This window comes from Ruegeria sp. F12 (genome assembly GCF_056533885.1).
On sequence record NZ_JBQFOV010000011.1, the window covers coordinates 1 to 16,063 of the forward strand.

19 protein-coding genes and 1 tRNA gene are annotated in these 16,063 nt (G+C 58.8%); 11 read left to right on the top strand and 9 right to left on the bottom strand.

All coding sequences use genetic code 11. From position 1 onward, the window contains the following. Positions 1-108: 108 nt before the first annotated feature. The gene (pyk, locus tag ACR0CA_RS14470; RefSeq protein WP_170787126.1) at positions 109-1,554 is read right to left on the bottom strand and encodes a pyruvate kinase; all 1,446 of its coding nucleotides are present in this window, start codon (positions 1,552-1,554) and stop codon (positions 109-111) included. A 133-nt stretch (positions 1,555-1,687) separates the two neighbouring features. On the opposite strand from pyk, the gene ACR0CA_RS14475 reads away from it, so the two are divergent. From ACR0CA_RS14475 to ACR0CA_RS14485, 3 genes are all read left to right on the top strand, one after another. Then, positions 1,688-2,425, top strand: coding sequence for an N-formylglutamate amidohydrolase (locus ACR0CA_RS14475; protein WP_170356079.1), 738 nt, complete (start codon positions 1,688-1,690; stop codon positions 2,423-2,425). 59 nt (positions 2,426-2,484) lie between these two features. Next, the gene (locus tag ACR0CA_RS14480) at positions 2,485-2,724 is read left to right on the top strand and encodes a DUF6868 family protein (protein ID WP_170791402.1); all 240 of its coding nucleotides are present in this window, start codon (positions 2,485-2,487) and stop codon (positions 2,722-2,724) included. A gap of 73 nt (positions 2,725-2,797) precedes the next feature. Continuing rightward, positions 2,798-3,112: a DUF1244 domain-containing protein gene (locus ACR0CA_RS14485; RefSeq protein WP_480505514.1), complete on the top strand. Its 315-nt coding sequence runs from the start codon at positions 2,798-2,800 to the stop codon at positions 3,110-3,112. Between the two features lie 43 nt (positions 3,113-3,155). Here the strand turns inward: ACR0CA_RS14485 and ACR0CA_RS14490 are convergent, their stop codons facing one another. From ACR0CA_RS14490 to dgcN, 3 genes are all read right to left on the bottom strand, one after another. Further along, complete coding sequence (locus ACR0CA_RS14490; RefSeq protein ID WP_170787120.1) at positions 3,156-4,016, bottom strand: D-amino-acid transaminase; 861 nt, start codon at positions 4,014-4,016, stop codon at positions 3,156-3,158. A gap of 10 nt (positions 4,017-4,026) precedes the next feature. Then, positions 4,027-4,992 (bottom strand): N-acetyl-D-Glu racemase DgcA, encoded by a 966-nt coding sequence (dgcA, locus tag ACR0CA_RS14495; protein ID WP_480899825.1) that lies wholly within the window; start codon positions 4,990-4,992, stop codon positions 4,027-4,029. Positions 4,993-5,054: 62 nt separating this feature from the next. Continuing rightward, a complete protein-coding gene (gene dgcN / locus ACR0CA_RS14500) occupies positions 5,055-6,056 on the bottom strand; it encodes an N-acetyltransferase DgcN (RefSeq protein WP_170787116.1) in 1,002 nt (333 codons plus the stop codon). A gap of 295 nt (positions 6,057-6,351) precedes the next feature. On the opposite strand from dgcN, the gene ACR0CA_RS14505 reads away from it, so the two are divergent. Further along, the gene (locus ACR0CA_RS14505; protein ID WP_170775193.1) at positions 6,352-7,314 is read left to right on the top strand and encodes an L-malyl-CoA/beta-methylmalyl-CoA lyase; all 963 of its coding nucleotides are present in this window, start codon (positions 6,352-6,354) and stop codon (positions 7,312-7,314) included. Positions 7,315-7,343: 29 nt separating this feature from the next. Here the strand turns inward: ACR0CA_RS14505 and ACR0CA_RS14510 are convergent, their stop codons facing one another. Beyond that, positions 7,344-7,922 carry a PA14 domain-containing protein gene (locus ACR0CA_RS14510; protein ID WP_170775195.1) on the bottom strand — a complete coding sequence of 193 codons (579 nt, stop codon included), beginning with the start codon at positions 7,920-7,922 and terminating at the stop codon, positions 7,344-7,346. Positions 7,923-8,040: 118 nt separating this feature from the next. Then, entirely contained in the window at positions 8,041-8,493 is a 453-nt protein-coding gene (locus ACR0CA_RS14515) for an Lrp/AsnC family transcriptional regulator (protein ID WP_170775197.1), read from the bottom strand. A 72-nt stretch (positions 8,494-8,565) separates the two neighbouring features. On the opposite strand from ACR0CA_RS14515, the gene ACR0CA_RS14520 reads away from it, so the two are divergent. Further along, the gene (locus tag ACR0CA_RS14520; RefSeq protein WP_480899828.1) at positions 8,566-9,162 is read left to right on the top strand and encodes a LysE family translocator; all 597 of its coding nucleotides are present in this window, start codon (positions 8,566-8,568) and stop codon (positions 9,160-9,162) included. An 89-nt stretch (positions 9,163-9,251) separates the two neighbouring features. Next, positions 9,252-10,214, top strand: coding sequence for an acetyl-CoA carboxylase carboxyltransferase subunit alpha (locus tag ACR0CA_RS14525; protein ID WP_480552458.1), 963 nt, complete (start codon positions 9,252-9,254; stop codon positions 10,212-10,214). Positions 10,215-10,216: 2 nt separating this feature from the next. Here the strand turns inward: ACR0CA_RS14525 and ACR0CA_RS14530 are convergent, their stop codons facing one another. The 3 genes from ACR0CA_RS14530 to ACR0CA_RS14540 all read right to left on the bottom strand — a co-directional run bounded on the left by ACR0CA_RS14530 (position 10,217) and on the right by ACR0CA_RS14540 (position 12,829). Then, the gene (locus ACR0CA_RS14530; RefSeq protein WP_480899831.1) at positions 10,217-11,344 is read right to left on the bottom strand and encodes a lytic murein transglycosylase; all 1,128 of its coding nucleotides are present in this window, start codon (positions 11,342-11,344) and stop codon (positions 10,217-10,219) included. Between the two features lie 111 nt (positions 11,345-11,455). Beyond that, on the bottom strand, positions 11,456-12,103 hold the full coding sequence (locus ACR0CA_RS14535; protein ID WP_170775205.1) for a GntR family transcriptional regulator: 648 nt from the start codon (positions 12,101-12,103) through the stop codon (positions 11,456-11,458). 30 nt (positions 12,104-12,133) lie between these two features. Beyond that, on the bottom strand, positions 12,134-12,829 hold the full coding sequence (locus ACR0CA_RS14540; RefSeq protein ID WP_480899833.1) for a M48 family metallopeptidase: 696 nt from the start codon (positions 12,827-12,829) through the stop codon (positions 12,134-12,136). Positions 12,830-12,929: 100 nt separating this feature from the next. Here ACR0CA_RS14540 and ACR0CA_RS14545 point away from each other — a divergent pair, with 100 nt between their 5' ends. The 5 genes from ACR0CA_RS14545 to ACR0CA_RS14565 all read left to right on the top strand — a co-directional run bounded on the left by ACR0CA_RS14545 (position 12,930) and on the right by ACR0CA_RS14565 (position 16,023). Then, positions 12,930-13,256, top strand: a complete 327-nt coding sequence (locus ACR0CA_RS14545; protein WP_170775209.1) for a TIGR02300 family protein — start codon at positions 12,930-12,932, stop codon at positions 13,254-13,256. Between the two features lie 141 nt (positions 13,257-13,397). Further along, positions 13,398-13,473, top strand: a tRNA-Ala gene (locus ACR0CA_RS14550). A gap of 458 nt (positions 13,474-13,931) precedes the next feature. Beyond that, complete coding sequence (locus ACR0CA_RS14555) at positions 13,932-15,131, top strand: tyrosine-type recombinase/integrase (RefSeq protein WP_480900041.1); 1,200 nt, start codon at positions 13,932-13,934, stop codon at positions 15,129-15,131. 119 nt (positions 15,132-15,250) lie between these two features. Further along, positions 15,251-15,607 (top strand): hypothetical protein, encoded by a 357-nt coding sequence (locus tag ACR0CA_RS14560; protein WP_480899836.1) that lies wholly within the window; start codon positions 15,251-15,253, stop codon positions 15,605-15,607. A gap of 71 nt (positions 15,608-15,678) precedes the next feature. Further along, positions 15,679-16,023, top strand: coding sequence for a hypothetical protein (locus tag ACR0CA_RS14565; RefSeq protein ID WP_480899838.1), 345 nt, complete (start codon positions 15,679-15,681; stop codon positions 16,021-16,023). Positions 16,024-16,063: the final 40 nt, after the last annotated feature.

The window sequence follows — 16,063 nt, forward strand, 5'->3', positions numbered from 1 at the left end:
GAGAAAAACACCAACAAATAGAGGGGAAACTGAAAGTTTCCCTTCCTATTTTTCTATATATATGTTTTTTATATTCTTTTTTTGCCCAAAATTAAGGCAAATCACCTATCACCCGGGATCTGTGTTATAGATCAAACGCTCATCACACGGTGCAATCCGCAGAATATTAGTCGTGCCCGGAACGTTGAATGGCACCCCTGCGGTGACCACGATCTGGTCGGTTTCAGCTGCGAACCCACCCGACCGAGCGGCGCGGGCCGCGTTCACAACCGCGCCTTTGAACCGCTCCAATTCTGGTGTCATGACGCAGTGGCAGCCCCAGCTAAGGCACAAGCGGCGGGCAGTGCCCTTCGCGGGGGTCATGGCGATGATTGGCACTCCAGGACGCTCGCGCGCTGTCAACAAGGCCGTGGTCCCGCTTTGAGTAAAACAGCAGATCGCTTTGATATCCGTCTTTTCCGCAATCTCGCGGGCCGCCGCCACGATACCGTCTGCAATAGTCGTGCCTTTCGCGGTCCGCGATGACGCGATGATCTGGGTATAGGTCGGGTCGGCCTCAACCTCGATGGCGACCTTGTTCATGGTCTGGACCGCTTCGACCGGGTAAGAGCCCGCCGCCGATTCCGCACTGAGCATGATAGCGTCAGTGCCCTCATATATCGCCGTCGCCACGTCCGAGACCTCGGCCCGCGTGGGCATCGGGCTTTCGATCATGCTTTCCAGCATCTGCGTGGCCACGATCACCGGTTTGGCCGCGCCCCGGCACTTGCGCACCAAACGTTTCTGGATCGGCGGCACGGCCGAAACCGGCAGTTCGACCCCCAGATCGCCACGCGCGACCATGATCCCGTCAGACGCATCGAGGATGTCGTCAAACGCCTCAACCGCCGCTGGCTTTTCGATCTTCGACAGGATCGAAGCGCGCCCATCCGCCAGCCCGCGGGCTTCGAACACATCCTTGGCACGCTGCACAAAGCTCAGCGCCAACCAGTCGACACCCAATTGGCAGACAAATTCCAGATCGTCACGGTCCTTCGCCGAAAGGGCCGCCAGCGGCAGCACCACATCGGGCACGTTCACCCCTTTACGGTTCGAGATCGTGCCCCCGACCTCAACCGTGCAATTGGCGAAATCCTGACCGCAATCCTGTACGATCAGGCGGATTTTACCGTCATTGACCAGCAGACGCGCGCCCGGTTCCAGCGCCGCGAAAATCTCGGGGTGCGGCAGGCAAACGCGGTTGATATCCCCGGCCTCGGGGTCAAGGTCCAGCCGGAAGGCCGCGCCTTCTTCTAATTCTTCAGAGTCGTTGGCGAAAACGCCGACACGCAGTTTCGGTCCTTGCAAATCGGCCAGAATGGCGATCGGGCTGTCCAGATCCTTTTCAACCTGACGGATGATCCTGTGCCGCTCGCGGATTTCATCATGGCTACCGTGGCTCATGTTTAGGCGGAACACATCCGCCCCGGCCTCGTGCAGAGCTCGGATCATGTCATAGTCATTCGACGCCGGACCCAGCGTCGCCACGATTTTCACATTTCTCAGGCGTCGCATTGGTGGTGCTCTCCTCACGTTTTCTTTAGGTGTCGCGTAAATGTTACCGCAAACATCACTTCAAGCTGCTTATTGCGCAATTCCCTTTTCAAAGCAACTGCCCTACACCTGCGACAAACAAGATGACAGGCTTATGACGTATTCTCCGTTTTTTATCCACGGCGCTGATCGCCCGTCGCGCTGGCTAATCACATGTGACCACGCCACTAACACCGTCCCGCATGACATCAATGGCGGAGACCTCGGCCTGCCGCGCGAGGATATGGAGCGTCACATCGCCTATGACGTGGGGGCGTACGAGGTCTCGAAACATCTTGGAGAAATCCTGAACGCGCCTGTGGTCGCGGCCAATTTCTCGCGTCTTGTGATCGACCCGAACCGGGGTGAGGATGACCCGACCCTGCTGATGAAGCTGTATGATGGGTCGATCATCCCCGGCAATCGTCACGCCGACGCAGCCGAGCGGGAACGGCGGCTGAACATGTGTTATCGCCCCTATCACAATGCTTTGGCCGAGCTGGCGGCCTTACCCCATGCGGTGATTGTGTCCATGCACTCCTTTACCCGACAGCTGCGGGGGCGCGACCCACGCCCGTGGCATGTGGGCGTTTTGCACACCCCGGACGAGCGTTTTGCGCGCCCGCTGATCACCCGGTTGCAGGCAGAAGACGACCTGTGCGTCGGCGTAAACGAACCCTATACCGGTGTCCTGCCCGGAGATGCTATCGACAAGCACTGCACCGCCTTTGGTCGCCCCAATGCCCTGATCGAGCTGCGCAATGATCTGATCGCCGATCACGCTGGACAACGGGCTTGGGCGGAACGTTTGGCCGTTGTGCTACAGGACGCACTGGATACCAGCGACCTTTGATCACACGTCATTGTGAGTATACCACCTGATCGCCATATATTCGTCGAAAGGGGATCGCCATGACCCAGGAATTCGTAACCTCTGTGTTTGGTTGGATGGCCGCGCTGAACATCGCAGTGCTGTTGTTCACAACATTAATGGTCCTGCTGCTGCAGGAGCAGATTGCGGGCGTTCACAGCAAGTTATTCCAGATGGAGCGGTCGGAAGTGAAACGAGCGTATTTCCGATATCTGGCCAACTACAAGGTCCTTACATTGATCTTTTGCATCGTACCTTGGCTGGCCTTGAAACTGGCCTGACATCCTGTTTGTTGAAACATCGCCTCCGGGCCGCTAGGTCAAGGACAACGATACTGTCATCCGGAGTCAGCGCATGGACAAGCAAACCGAAATCGAACTTCAGGCCGCAGCCTTCCGCCGGTTGCAAAAGCACCTGATGGAAGACCGCACCGACGTGCAGAACATCGACATGATGAATCTGGCCGGGTTCTGCCGCAACTGCCTGTCGCGCTGGTATCAGGAAGCTGCTAGTGAAAAGGGCATCGAGATGGGCAAAGACGAAGCCCGTCAAATTTTCTACGGCATGACCATGGATGAGTGGAAAGCCAATTATCAGACCGAAGCCAGTGCCGAAAAACAGGCCGCCTTCGAGGTCGCCTTTGACGAAAACGTCACCAAAAAAGGTTGAACGCTGAAATCAAAAAGGCCCGCCGGTTTGGCGGGCCTTTTGCTTAGATCGCCGCCTTGCGGCTTTCATCCAGATAAATCTCACGCAAGCGTTTGGCAATCGGCCCCGGTGTGCCGTCGCCCAGCGAAACCCCATCAATCTCAACTACCGGCATGACAAAGGCGCTGGCCGAGGTGGTGAACGCTTCATCCGCCTCTTTCGCCTCATCGATCGTAAACAGGCGTTCTTCGACTTCCATCTGCGCCTCGGCAGCCATACGCAACACAGCCTTGCGGGTGATCCCGTGCAAGATGTCGTTGGACAGCGGACGGGTCACGATCTTGCCGTTCTTGACGAAATAGGCGTTGTTGCTGGTGCCTTCGGTGACATAGCCATCCTCGATCATCCACGCATCATCGCACCCGGCAGCCTTGGCCATCATCTTGCCCATCGACGGGTACAGCAACTGCACTGTCTTGATATCACGGCGGCCCCAGCGAATGTCATCAATCGAGATGATCTTGGCGCCCTTCTGCGCGGCCGGGCTGTCGGCCAGGCCAGGCTTATTCTGCGTAAACAAAACCAGCGTCGGCTTGGTATCGGCAGCAGGGAACACGAAATCCCGGTCCCCGTCGCTGCCACGCGAGACCTGCAGGTAGATCAGGCCTTCTTCGATCCCGTTCAGCTCGACCAGTTTGCGGTGAATTGCCAGAAGTTCATCCTTGCTGCAGGGCTCGGCCATCTGCAGCTCGTCCAGCGAGCGTTTCAGACGCACCGCGTGGCCTTCAAAGTCGATCAGCTTGCCGTCCAGCACGCTGGTCACCTCATAAACGGCGTCGGCCATCAGAAAACCACGGTCAAAGATCGAAACCTTGGCCTCGGTCTCGGGCAGGTACTCTCCGTTCACGTAAACGGTGCGGGTCATGTCACTCTCCTCAGCCCCAGAGCGCCGCTTTTGGCGGATGCACTCCGGCGTCATCAAAAATCAGCGGGTTGGTGCGGTCTTCGGCCAGAAGAAGCGGGCCGTCAAGGTCTGTGACCATCACACCCTGCGCCAATAAGGTCGCAGGTGCCATCGCAAGCGAGCTGCCGACCATGCAACCGACCATGACCCTATAGCCCTCGGCCAGCGCCTGCTGCCGCAGCGCCAGAGCCTCGGTCAGACCGCCGGTTTTGTCGAGCTTGATGTTGACGACATCGTACTTGCCTTTAAGACCGGGTAGGCTGCTGCGATCATGACAGGACTCGTCGGCGCACACGGGCACCGGACGTTCCATTCCGATCAGTGCGTCATCTTCACCGGCAGGCAGAGGCTGCTCAACCAGCGCCACACCCAATCGCACCAGATGCGGGGCAAGGTCGGCATAAACAGCGGCCGACCAACCCTCATTCGCGTCGACGATGATCCGTGCGTTCGGCGCGCCCGCGCGCGCAGCTTCAAGCCGGGGCATGTCGTCCGGTGTGCCCAGCTTGATCTTGAGAAGCGGACGATGCGCGTTGGCGGTTGCTTGCGCCTGCATCGCCTCGGGCGTGTCCAGCGACAGAGTATATGCGGTGATCTCGGGGCCCGGAACTGGCAAACCGGCCAAGTCCCACGCCCGTTTGCCCGCACGCTTGCATTCCAGATCCCACAGCGCACAGTCTACGGCATTTCGCGCCGCCCCAGCGGGCAGCAGGTCCATAAGCGATTGCCGGGTGATGTCTGCCGGCAGACCCGCGATCTCGGCTTCAACCGACTCCAGCGTTTCATCATAGCGCGCGTAGGGCACGCATTCTCCCCAGCCCTGATGCACCCCGTCCGAGATCCGAACGGTCAGCACCTTGGCCTCGGTCCGCGACCCGCGCGAGATGGTGAACACCTGCGCCAACCGAAACACATCCCGCGAAATGTCTATCCGCATCACACACCTTTCCCCAGCAGAGCGACCAAGATTTTTCGACGAAAAATCTTTGCCAGACCGTGTTACAGCGCCGCCAGCGCGTCAACCAGCTTACCCGCGCCAAAGCGGTACGGGTCAGTGGCGGGCAAGCCTAACTCGGCCTCAACCTCGGCGATATAGGCACGCGCGTCGTCTTCGCTTAGGTTCTGGGTGTTAATCGACACACCGACAACCTGACAGGCCGGGTTGGCGATCCGCGCCAGCGGCAGCGCCGCGTCACGCAGATCCGGCAGCGACGGCAGAGAATACTCGGGCAAGCCACGCATATGCGTCCGCGTAGGCTCGTGGCACAGGATCAGCGCATCGGGCTGACCGCCGTGGATCAGCGCCATAGTCACACCGGAATAGGACACATGATACAGTGACCCCTGCCCTTCGATGTGATCCCAGTGATCGGCGTCATTCTCTGGCGTCAAGTATTCGACCGCACCGGCCATGAAATCGGCCACGACCGCGTCCAGCGGAACCCCCTGCCCGGTGATCAGAATGCCCGTCTGCCCCGTGGCGCGGAAAGTGGATTTCATGCCCCGCTTGCGCATCTCGGCATCCATCGACATGGCGGTGTACATCTTGCCTGCCGAACAATCGGTCCCCACGGCCAGACACCGCTTGCCGCTGCGCTTTTTACCATTGGCAATCGGATAGCCAACAGTCGGCACACGCACGTCGTGCAACGTGCAGCCGTGGGTTTGCGCCGCGGCCACCAGATCGCCCTCATCGCGCAACAGGTTATGTAGGCCAGAGGCCAGATCAAACCCCATCTCGAGCGCCTCGATCAGCACTTTCTTCCACGCCGCACTGATCACGCCGCCCCGGTTGGCAACGCCAATGACTAGCGTTTTCGCGCCGGCGGCTTTGGCCTCGGCCAGAGTCAGGTCGGTCATACCCAGATCGGCCTTGCAACCCTCCATCCGGTACTGGCCCACGGCGTTCTCGGGACGCCAGTCCCGGATGCCGATGGCGACTTTTGCGGCCAACTGGTCGGGCGCATCGCCCAAAAACAACAGATACGGTGTCTCGATCATTGCGGTGCACTCCTTTGATTCCGACGCAGGCTAGTGGAGCCGGCAGGCGAGAGTTTCGCGAATCCTTCTGTCAACGTCAGTTGGGTTGGGAGAATTTTGCGCAGTTTGCCGAAAATGCGCAAAGACTTTTCAAGTTTCCAAAGTGATTAAACTTTAACCGCCCACGACGCAGCGTATTTTGGAGAATGCTGCGAATGCATTGCCGCGCCTGCACAAAGACGCTTGCGCAGCGTTGCGCAATTTAATACCAGATAAGCCAACAAAATCGCAATTTCCTTTCCCGCACGAGGTCCAGATGAGCTTTCGCCTTCAACCCGCCGCCCCTGCCCGCCCGAACCGTTGTCAGCTGTTTGGTCCCGGTTCGAACACCAAGCTGTTCCCGAAAATGGCCGCCTCGGCCGCCGACGTGATCAACTTGGACCTTGAGGATTCCGTTGCACCCACTGACAAGGATGTGGCCCGAGCCAATGTGATCGAGGCGCTGAACACAATCGACTGGGGCGGCAAATACATGTCCGTCCGCATCAACAGCCTCGACACGCCCTACTGGTATCGCGACGTGGTTGATCTGCTGGAACAGGTCGGCGACCGTCTGGACCAAATCATGATACCCAAGGTGGGTTGTGCGGAGGACGTCTATGCCGTTGACGCGCTGGTCACGGCGATCGAGCGCGCCAAGGGCCGCACCAAGCCCATCAGCTTTGAGGTCATCATCGAATCCGCCGCTGGTATCGCCCATGTCGAAGCCATCGCGGCCTCATCCCCGCGCCTGCAGGCCATGAGCCTTGGGGCAGCAGACTTTGCGGCCTCGATGGGGATGCAAACCACCGGTATCGGCGGCACGCAGGAAAACTATTACATGCTGCGCGAGGGCGAAATGCACTGGTCCGATCCGTGGCATTGGGCACAGGCGGCCATCGTCGCCGCCTGCCGCACCCATGGCGTGCTACCGGTCGACGGCCCGTTCGGCGATTTCTCGGATGATGAGGGCTATATCGCACAGGCCAAACGCTCGGCCACGCTGGGCATGGTGGGCAAATGGGCGATCCACCCCAAGCAGATCTCGCTGGCCAATCAGGTCTTCACCCCTTCGGACGAGGCGGTTACAGAGGCGCGCGAGATCCTGGCGGCAATGGAACAGGCCAAGGCCAATGGCGAAGGCGCAACCGTTTACAAAGGACGTCTGGTCGATATCGCCTCGATCAAGCAGGCCGAGGTAATCGTGGCACAGGCTGAGCTGATCGCTGCAAATGGCTGACGAAAAAGGCGCCCCGCGGGGCGCCTTTCTTACCTTCCGAACACGTTGTTTGGCGTCCAGGTGAACCGCTCGCCCTGCTTGCCCCATTTCATCATCAGGCAAGAGGTTCCGTATTTCTGGAAATACTTGATGTTGAGCGGATACCAACCGGCCTTGGGCACCTCAACCTCTGTGCGTTGATTGGCTTCACAGCCCTGTCGACCATTTACATAGCCGATCTGCTGACCGCCGACCCAAGCGTCAATGCCGTCATTGGACCATGTTTCCAATTCATAGATTCCAGGCGAATCGAACTTGATATAACCGGTGACTTCAGCCGCCACATTGAACGCCTGATTGTAAGTCAGAACCGGGTCCCCTTCATTCGTGTCGCGATAGTCGAGCCCAATTAAAGGCGGGCCAGGCTCGGCCTTTTTCAACAAAAACTCAACTTTTGACAGGTTCTGGATTTTGCGCGGCGGGTTCCCCTCCCACGCATATTTCACATTCAAACCCGCTTTGGGGCTTGGCTGAGGATTGGCAGGTTGCAATTTCAGCGGCGCGGACACAGCCATCCCGGCGATCATCGCCAGGGTCACGGCCAGCGCTCCGGTCTGAGCGAATTTCATGGTCTTCTCCCTGAGTGTGGTCCCATTGGGGTTAACCCCCATTTTGGTCAGAACATTGGATAAACACTAGGATGTGAGAATTAACCTCGCAAGACAGTTAAAATTCACATTTGCGCTGTTAGGCACGCAAATCCTTGGGCGAATCCATCACCACATAGGACGTGATCGAGGTCACATGCGGCAATGTACCCAGCACTTCGGTGTGGAACGTTTTGTACGAGGCAAGGTCCGCGCACTCCACCCGCAGCAGGTATTCAATCGTTCCGGTAATGTTGTGACACTCCACCACTTCAGGTGCACGCTGCAAAGCGCGTTCGAACCCTTCTTGTGCAGCTTTGGTATGCTCGCCCAGACCCACGCCGATATAGGCGACGAACCCAACACCCAACGCCGCCGGATTAAGAACCGCCCGATAGCCTTGGATGACACCCACGCGCTCCAACTCCTGCACCCGTCTCAGACAGGCCGAGGGAGACAGGCCAACCCGGTCGGCAAGCTCCAGATTGCTGATGCGCCCGTCGCGTGACAGCTCGCGCAATAAATGTTGGTTTATTTGGTCAATCTTCGCCATTCATTGCGAAACTTAGAAAAACTTGCGCGATTTCGCAATTTCATTTGCTGTGGATCGGACAATTATCCTGCAATGACCTATGATCTGCTTTTCGCATTGATGATGTTTGCCTTCGTCTCGTCCATCACGCCAGGGCCGAATAACCTGATGCTGATGGCCTCGGGTGCGAATTTCGGGTTTCGCCGCACCGTCCCGCATATGCTGGGCATCGGGATCGGGTTCACCGTTATGGTTCTATTGGTGGGGGCCGGTCTGGCGCAGGTCTTTATGCGGGTCCCCCTGCTGTATAGCGCACTGAAAATTCTGTCCGTCGCCTATCTGCTTTGGCTTGCATGGAAAATCGCCCACGCCGCGCCAGCGACCGGGGGCGAAATCGCAGGAACGCCCATGACATTTGGGCAAGCCGCCGCTTTCCAGTGGGTCAACCCCAAAGCTTGGACAATGGCCTTGACGGCGACGACGGTCTACACGCCCAACCACACGATGGGCGCGATCATCACTGTTGCTTTGGTGTTTGGTGCGGTGAACCTGCCCTCGGTCAGCACATGGACGGTGCTGGGACAGCAGATGGCCCGGCTGCTGACAAACGCACGAAGGCTGGTGGTGTTCAACTGGACAATGGCCGCGCTTTTGGTCCTGTCGCTCTACCCGATCCTGTGGCCGGGCTAGACAGCCTTTTGGTGCGGAAAACTGCTGTTGAGTTGCATCCCTCGCGACGTCAGGTCATATAGCAATGAATTTCCGCGTTGAGAGGCGTCATGACCCAATATCTGGATTTCGAAAAACCCCTGGCCGAGATCGAAGGCAAGGCCGAGGAATTGCGCGCCTTGGCCCGCGCCAACGAAGAGATGGACGTGGCCGAAGAAGCCGCTGCGCTGGACGCCAAGGCTGTCAAACTGCTGGATGAGCTGTACAGCGATCTAACCCCCTGGCGGAAATGCCAGGTCGCACGTCACCCGGAACGCCCTCACTGCCAAGACTATGTCAAAGAGCTTTTCACCGAATTCACCCCTCTGGCGGGCGACCGGAACTTTGCCGACGACCTGGCCGTGATCGGCGGGCTGGCCCGCTTCAACGACCAGCCTGTCATGGTGATCGGTCACGAAAAGGGGTCCGACACCAAATCGCGGATCGAACGGAATTTCGGTATGGCGCGCCCCGAGGGTTATCGCAAAGCTGTGCGACTGATGGAGATGGCGGGGCGTTTTGGCCTGCCGGTGATCACCCTGATCGACACCGCTGGCGCCTACCCCGGCAAAGGGGCCGAAGAACGCGGCCAGTCCGAGGCTATCGCGCGGTCGACCGAGATGTGCTTGAAGATCGGCGTACCGCTGGTCTCGGTCATCATCGGCGAAGGTGGATCGGGCGGTGCGGTTGCCTTTGCGACGGCCAACAAGGTGGCGATGCTGGAACACTCGGTCTATTCGGTGATCTCGCCCGAGGGCTGCGCCTCGATCCTTTGGAAGGACGCTGAAAAGATGCGCGAAGCGGCCGAGGCACTGCGCCTGACGGCGCAGGATCTGTATAAGCTGGGCGTATGCGACCGGATCATCTCGGAACCCAAGGGCGGTGCCCACCGCGATCGTCCGGCCACCGTGGAATCGGTGCGCGCAGCCATCACGGACATGCTGAAAGAGTTGGACGGCAAGGATGCCGCCGCGCTGCTTCAGCACCGCCGCCAGAAATTCCTGGATATCGGCGCGAAAGGGCTAGCCGCGTAGGCTTAGCCCCCCAACCGACGCAGCAACGCGACCGAGGGCGTGCCCGTCACCGAAAGGCCGTTGGCGCGTTGATAGGCGCTGATGGCGGTTTTGGTGTTATTTCCAACCACTCCATCCGCGCCCTGCGTGTCATAGCCCGCCGCGGTCAGGCGACGCTGCAACTCTTTCCGATCCTCCAAAGTCAGACCTGTCTTGTCCGGGCCGAATGAGGCCTGAAAGGGTGCGCCGCCGGCAATCCGGTCGGACAGGTGCCCAACACCGATCGCGTAGCTATCCGAGTTGTTATAGCGCTTGATCACCTGAAAATTGCGGAACACAGCAATGCGCGGCCCCGGCACCTGCGGTTGCAGCACCGCGACTGGCGTGCCGGACACAGTCCCAACCTCTCCCCCCCAAGGCTGGCCACGCACCCAACCCGAACGGGCAAGGTAGGCTGCGGTCGAAGCCAATGAGTCTGCCGGGTCATCAGACCAGATATCACGCCGTCCATCGCCGGTATGATCCACCGCGAAGGCCAGATACGAGGTCGGGATAAACTGCGTGTGCCCCATCGCCCCGGCCCAACTGCCGGTCATGTTGGCAGGTGTCGTGTCGCCCTCTTGTATGATCTGAAGCGCCGCGATCAGCTGCTTTTCAAAGAAGGCACCCCGCCGTCCGTCATAGGCCAGCGTTGACGTCGCCGAGATCACGGGTATATCGCCTCGCCGCGCGCCATAGCGGCTCTCCAGCCCCCAAACAGCAACCACAACCTCTTTGTCGACACCATATTGCGATTCAATCTGCGACAGGGTTCCGGCGTGACGCACCATCATTTGCTTGCCGGTCTCGATCCGTTCGTCCGAGGCGGCGATGGCCAGATAATCCTCAAGCGAGCGCTTGAATTCGACCTGATTGCGATCACGCTCGATCACGCCCGGCAAATAGCCCGCCCCCTGAAAGGCCCGATCGAGTGTGCTTTGCGAGATGCCCTGCGCCGCAGCGCGGTTTTTGAAGCTTGCGACCCAAGAGTCCCAACCTGCATTCGGAACAGCGCGCATCCGCGATGCGGGGGCGGTTGTCTGCGCCCCTTCCGTGCAAGCTGTCAAAAGGGACGCCCCGAGGCCGATGGAAAATACCCGACGATTGATCATGGCTGAAATCTGCTCTTGTTTTGATTGGAACCAGACTACAGCAGCGGCCGGACCCAAGCCAGCAAAGTGTCATCCATTCGCCCAGCAACAGGCCCTTCGGCGGCAAGCCGCCTAGCTGACCAGCATCCGCAGCCCCTGGGTCACGTCCGACCGCACAGCTAGACGCAATCCCGGCTCGTCCCCTGCTTTCAGTGCGGCGATAATCAGCTTGTGGTAATGCGGCGGCTCGGTCCGGCGCAAACGCCCATAAAGCGCGCGCATAGTCGGCCCCAACTGCAACCAGACCGTCTCGGCAATCGCCAGCATCGCCGGCGCTTGCGCCCGCAGATAAAGCGTGCGGTGAAACTCCAGATTGGTGCGAATATAGCCCACCGCGTCCCTTTTCGTGACCATTTCGGCCACGGTCATGTTGATGCTCTGCAACCGGTCGATCAGGGCAATATGGGCACGCGGCAAGGCGCGGCTAGCCAATTCGACCTCTAGCAGTGCGCGCAGGGCGGCAAGTTCTTCGATCCGGTCATTGGTCAACTCAGGCGTCGAAACGCGCCCGGACGAGGACAGGAACAGCGCCCCTTCGGCTGCCAACCGCCGCACCGCCTCGCGGGCGGGCGTCATGGATACACCAAACTCTTTGCCGATCCCACGCAAGGTCAGCGCGTGGCCCGGTGCAATCTCGCCATGCATGATCCGCGCGCGCAGCGCCCGATAGATCCGGTCATGCGTCGCGGTTTGCGAGTCGGAGGAACGAGGGCTCTGCATGTGCCCATGTGATCACATCCAGCCCCGCCGTCAACTCGGCGGGCTATCAAATCTATAGTGATGAAGCTGCGCCCCGTTGTCGCGCAGCCAGCGCCTTTGATCCCGGTAGTCGCCGAAAATCCTTTCCACCTGCGCCCAGAACGCTGGAGAATGGTTCATCTCGGCCAAATGTGCCACCTCGTGCGCGGCGACATAATGCAGGATCTCGGACGGGGCGAGGATCAGACGCCAGGAAAACATCAACCCGCCCGCCGAACTGCATGAGCCCCACCGCGACCGCGTGTCCCGGATGGTCAGGCTAGAATAGTCCCGCCCCAGCATTGCCGCATAATCATCACAGGCCTCAGTCAGCCGGTCGCGTGCCAATTCCTTGAGGAACCGAGCCAGCCTGCGCCCCTCCGACCCTTTGGGCACCGCGATCTCACCGCCCATCAAGGCAACGCGACGCCCCTGTGCAGCAACGATTCGCCGTTCGACCCCTTCCACCGGTATGCTCTGGCCGATCTGAACCTGTTCGGGGTCAGGACGGTCTTGCAGGTGCTGCCTGATCCAGTCCTCCTTGGCGTGCGCAAAACTCAGCGCTTCGGCCTCGGACACCCCTTGCGGGTAGGTCAGCGTAACTCGCCCGTCCAGTTGGGAAATCCGCAGACTGATCCGCCGCGCCCGCGCCGATTTTCGCAACGTCAACGGGACCCGAGGTGTTCCCGGTAAGGCGTGATCCCCCATGGGTCGGTTTCTCCTGCTCAAAGGCTTTGACAGTGCCCGCTGCATGTGGCACGTGACCTGAATCGTTATTACGACTCACCTGATATCAAGGGGATTTCACATGCCCAAGGAAGAATGGGGCGTAAAGCGCGTTTGCCCGACAACCGGCAAGCGGTTTTACGACCTGAACAAGGACCCGATCGTCAGCCCCTATACCGGCGAGATCGTGGAACTGGACACCGGCAAAAGCCGGATGATTGCTGCTGACGCGGAAGATGCGGCATCGGCCAAAGCGCGCGAGAAAGCGTCGGACGAAGATCTGGTTCTGGACGATGACGACAATGTCGATGTCGATCTGGACGATGACCTGCTGGATGATGATGACGACAGCAATGATGATGTTTCGCTGGACGACATCACCGACATGTCGTCGGAAGACGAAAACTGATCCCGTTCAGAGGCGACCCTGCGTCGCCTCGAACCATCCCGGATATTGGGGCGAAAGTTTTTTCCAGAATTCCTTTTTTGGACTTGCACTCATCGCCGCCGTCTCATAAACGTCCGCCCACTGCTTAAGCAGTACCTTGATGGGGCCTTAGCTCAGTTGGGAGAGCGCTTGCATGGCATGCAAGAGGTCAGGGGTTCGACTCCCCTAGGCTCCACCAAAACTTCAAATCTATTGTTAGATAGCATTCGCTCGGGTATTTCGACTAAATCTGTTTCGCGATTCTCCGGTTGCAGGACTAAAGAGTATTTTTCTGGATCTTTGGGCTAAGAATGCGGGGAATTCCACTTCGGACAAGCGCCTAAACGAACCGAAAAGAGTTGCTCTCTTTTGAGGGAAAATGGTGCCCGGGGGCGGAATCGAACCACCGACACGAGGATTTTCAATCCACTTGTCCCACACTCTGAGTTTCCCGTTGGGACCCGTTAGCCTACGTTCGACAACGTCGAACACCAATAAAATAGGGGTTTAAATGCAAGGGTCAGTGGACTATGTTCCGCTAAGGCACTGGGACCCCCGTCGGGACCCACTGGAAAAATGGACACTGTGGGACCCGTGTGGGACCACGAAAACAGACCCGAATTGGACGAGACAATGGCACCGAAACGAACGCCGGAAATGACGGCAGCAAAACTAAGAAACACCCTTCCGGCCACTGGTCGCGATGCAATCACAATCCCCGGTTTCGCCGGGCTGCAAGTGCGCGGCAATCGCCACGAGGCGCAATGGTCCATCCGGATGCGCGACGCTCATGGACGCTTCCGAATTCCGCTGGGCGCGTATCCCATGCTCGACTTGGACGCCGCAAAAAAAGCAGCGCAAGTTTGGGCGGGCCGGTTGGCTCAAGGTGACGACGTGCGCGCCATGGCTTCCGCAATGCGCAGTCAAAAAGACGGCCTGACGGTTGCCGAACTTTTCGATGCTCGACGCGACGGTATCGAAAACAGGACCCGTGACAAAGAGCGTCAGAACATGCGCCGCACCTACTCCGCGTTTCTTGAGCGGCAGGCAAAGTCACTGACCAAAGAAGACTGGATGAAACCGATCAGGAAAATGCGCTTGGACGGTAAGGCGACGTCCGCCGAAAACCGCTTGCGCGAAATCCGGTCCATCCTGAATTGGGCGGCGGACGAGGAGCGCGAATATGTCGAACCCGTCCTTGCGAACATCAAAGCAAAGCAAACACCGGAGCGCGACGTAGCACCGACCTTGGAGGAGGCGCGCGAAATCTACACGGCGGCTGGAACCCTCGGCGCACCGTTTGGGCCTCTGATCCAGACGCTATTGCTTTTGGGTACACGCCGCACCGAAACGAGCAAAATGCGCTGGGACCAAATCGACCTTCAAAAGCAAGTATGGGACCTCCCCGCTTCGCAAGCCAAAAACAAGCAAGCCCTGTTGATCCCGTTGCCACCGGCGGTGATTGAAATGCTGGAAAGTCTGGAAGGCGACCGGACAGGTTTTGTATTCACGACCACCAAAGGCAAACGCCCTGTCTCCGGATTTGGCAAAGCGGCGACACGTCTGCGCAAAGCACTGTCCGACGAGGACGGCAACATGACGATGCCGGATTTCGTTTGGCACGACTTCCGCTCGACCTTTACAACGACCATGGCAAACGAACGCTATGACGATGCTCTCGTTGATCGCTGCTTGAATCACAAGCAATCTGCGACGCGCAGCAAGGTTTCTCGGCTCTACAATAAAGCAGCCAAGTTGGAGGAGCGCCGCGAACTTCTGAACGATTGGCAAAAGTTGGTCCAAGGCGAAACAGAGCCGCAAACTACTATTGTCGAAATGGACCGTCTAAGCGCATGAGTTTTCCCGCCTCACGCGGGCCACTTGCCCTACTTCTGTTTTGTCACCGCAACGGATTGTTAGCCGGAAGCGCGCGCCCTAAGACCGGATGGCCCACACGGACGACCGAAAACGACGACATGACCCTTGCGGAATTGATCGGCCTTCCTGATCTGGATGAGCGCGCCGCAATCGAGGTCGTGTTGGCGATGATCAATACAAAGAGCGCCGCTCAAAAACATCTGGCCCGCCAGATCGACCGACGCCGGAAGCAAAAACGCTCTGCCAAACGTCCACGGCCTTCCAGACGACATCCATTGCGCGCAGACGCCCTGCGCTTGGCAGAGCGCATTTCAGCGAACAATCCCGTTCTAAAGCCAGCAACCGTTGCCGCGCGGATCGCCGCCAAAATGGAGCGTGAGGGGATCGTCCCGCCTTCTGAGAAATCCATTGCAAACTGGATTCGGGCAGAGAAAAAGCGTCTCAAAAAGCGGTGACGGCCACGAAAATGGAACCTAGCCATGGCTAGGTTCCTTGGAGTTTAAATTCCGCTGGGTATGGTCGAACCATGGCACACGATACATACCCAATTGACCCCAAGCCTCCGCTCAACGCCACGCTAGGCGCACACGCGGCCACGCTTGCACAACACTGGTTCCAAGTATCTCCGCGCACGATGGAGGCTTGGCCTTTGCCTAAATCCCGCATCAACGGAAAAGTGCAACCCGCAACCGTCAACGTCTGGGCCTGCGCTGCGGCGCACTATGAGGACGACACCGCTTTGAACATGGCGCTGGGCAGATTGCCGGACGCGTTTGCCGATGAGGTCGAAGCGCTCTTACCTCAAGCCCGCGCCGACCTTGAGGCACTCAGGGAACGGAAGCGGAAAGCCGCGAAAGAGCGCGCAGCCTGACAATCCAAAATAGCTGGAACCCATCACGCCCTTGGGCGAA

Coding starts and splice junctions, on each gene's coding strand:
- pyk (WP_170787126.1), bottom strand. CDS start 1,554: ATGCGACGCCTGAGAAATGTGAAAATCGTGGCGACGCTGGGTCCGGCG.
- ACR0CA_RS14475 (WP_170356079.1), top strand. CDS start 1,688: ATGACGTATTCTCCGTTTTTTATCCACGGCGCTGATCGCCCGTCGCGC.
- ACR0CA_RS14480 (WP_170791402.1), top strand. CDS start 2,485: ATGACCCAGGAATTCGTAACCTCTGTGTTTGGTTGGATGGCCGCGCTG.
- ACR0CA_RS14485 (WP_480505514.1), top strand. CDS start 2,798: ATGGACAAGCAAACCGAAATCGAACTTCAGGCCGCAGCCTTCCGCCGG.
- ACR0CA_RS14490 (WP_170787120.1), bottom strand. CDS start 4,016: ATGACCCGCACCGTTTACGTGAACGGAGAGTACCTGCCCGAGACCGAG.
- dgcA (WP_480899825.1), bottom strand. CDS start 4,992: ATGCGGATAGACATTTCGCGGGATGTGTTTCGGTTGGCGCAGGTGTTC.
- dgcN (WP_170787116.1), bottom strand. CDS start 6,056: ATGATCGAGACACCGTATCTGTTGTTTTTGGGCGATGCGCCCGACCAG.
- ACR0CA_RS14505 (WP_170775193.1), top strand. CDS start 6,352: ATGAGCTTTCGCCTTCAACCCGCCGCCCCTGCCCGCCCGAACCGTTGT.
- ACR0CA_RS14510 (WP_170775195.1), bottom strand. CDS start 7,922: ATGAAATTCGCTCAGACCGGAGCGCTGGCCGTGACCCTGGCGATGATC.
- ACR0CA_RS14515 (WP_170775197.1), bottom strand. CDS start 8,493: ATGGCGAAGATTGACCAAATAAACCAACATTTATTGCGCGAGCTGTCA.
- ACR0CA_RS14520 (WP_480899828.1), top strand. CDS start 8,566: ATGACCTATGATCTGCTTTTCGCATTGATGATGTTTGCCTTCGTCTCG.
- ACR0CA_RS14525 (WP_480552458.1), top strand. CDS start 9,252: ATGACCCAATATCTGGATTTCGAAAAACCCCTGGCCGAGATCGAAGGC.
- ACR0CA_RS14530 (WP_480899831.1), bottom strand. CDS start 11,344: ATGATCAATCGTCGGGTATTTTCCATCGGCCTCGGGGCGTCCCTTTTG.
- ACR0CA_RS14535 (WP_170775205.1), bottom strand. CDS start 12,103: ATGCAGAGCCCTCGTTCCTCCGACTCGCAAACCGCGACGCATGACCGG.
- ACR0CA_RS14540 (WP_480899833.1), bottom strand. CDS start 12,829: ATGGGGGATCACGCCTTACCGGGAACACCTCGGGTCCCGTTGACGTTG.
- ACR0CA_RS14545 (WP_170775209.1), top strand. CDS start 12,930: ATGCCCAAGGAAGAATGGGGCGTAAAGCGCGTTTGCCCGACAACCGGC.
- ACR0CA_RS14555 (WP_480900041.1), top strand. CDS start 13,932: ATGACGGCAGCAAAACTAAGAAACACCCTTCCGGCCACTGGTCGCGAT.
- ACR0CA_RS14560 (WP_480899836.1), top strand. CDS start 15,251: ATGACCCTTGCGGAATTGATCGGCCTTCCTGATCTGGATGAGCGCGCC.
- ACR0CA_RS14565 (WP_480899838.1), top strand. CDS start 15,679: ATGGCACACGATACATACCCAATTGACCCCAAGCCTCCGCTCAACGCC.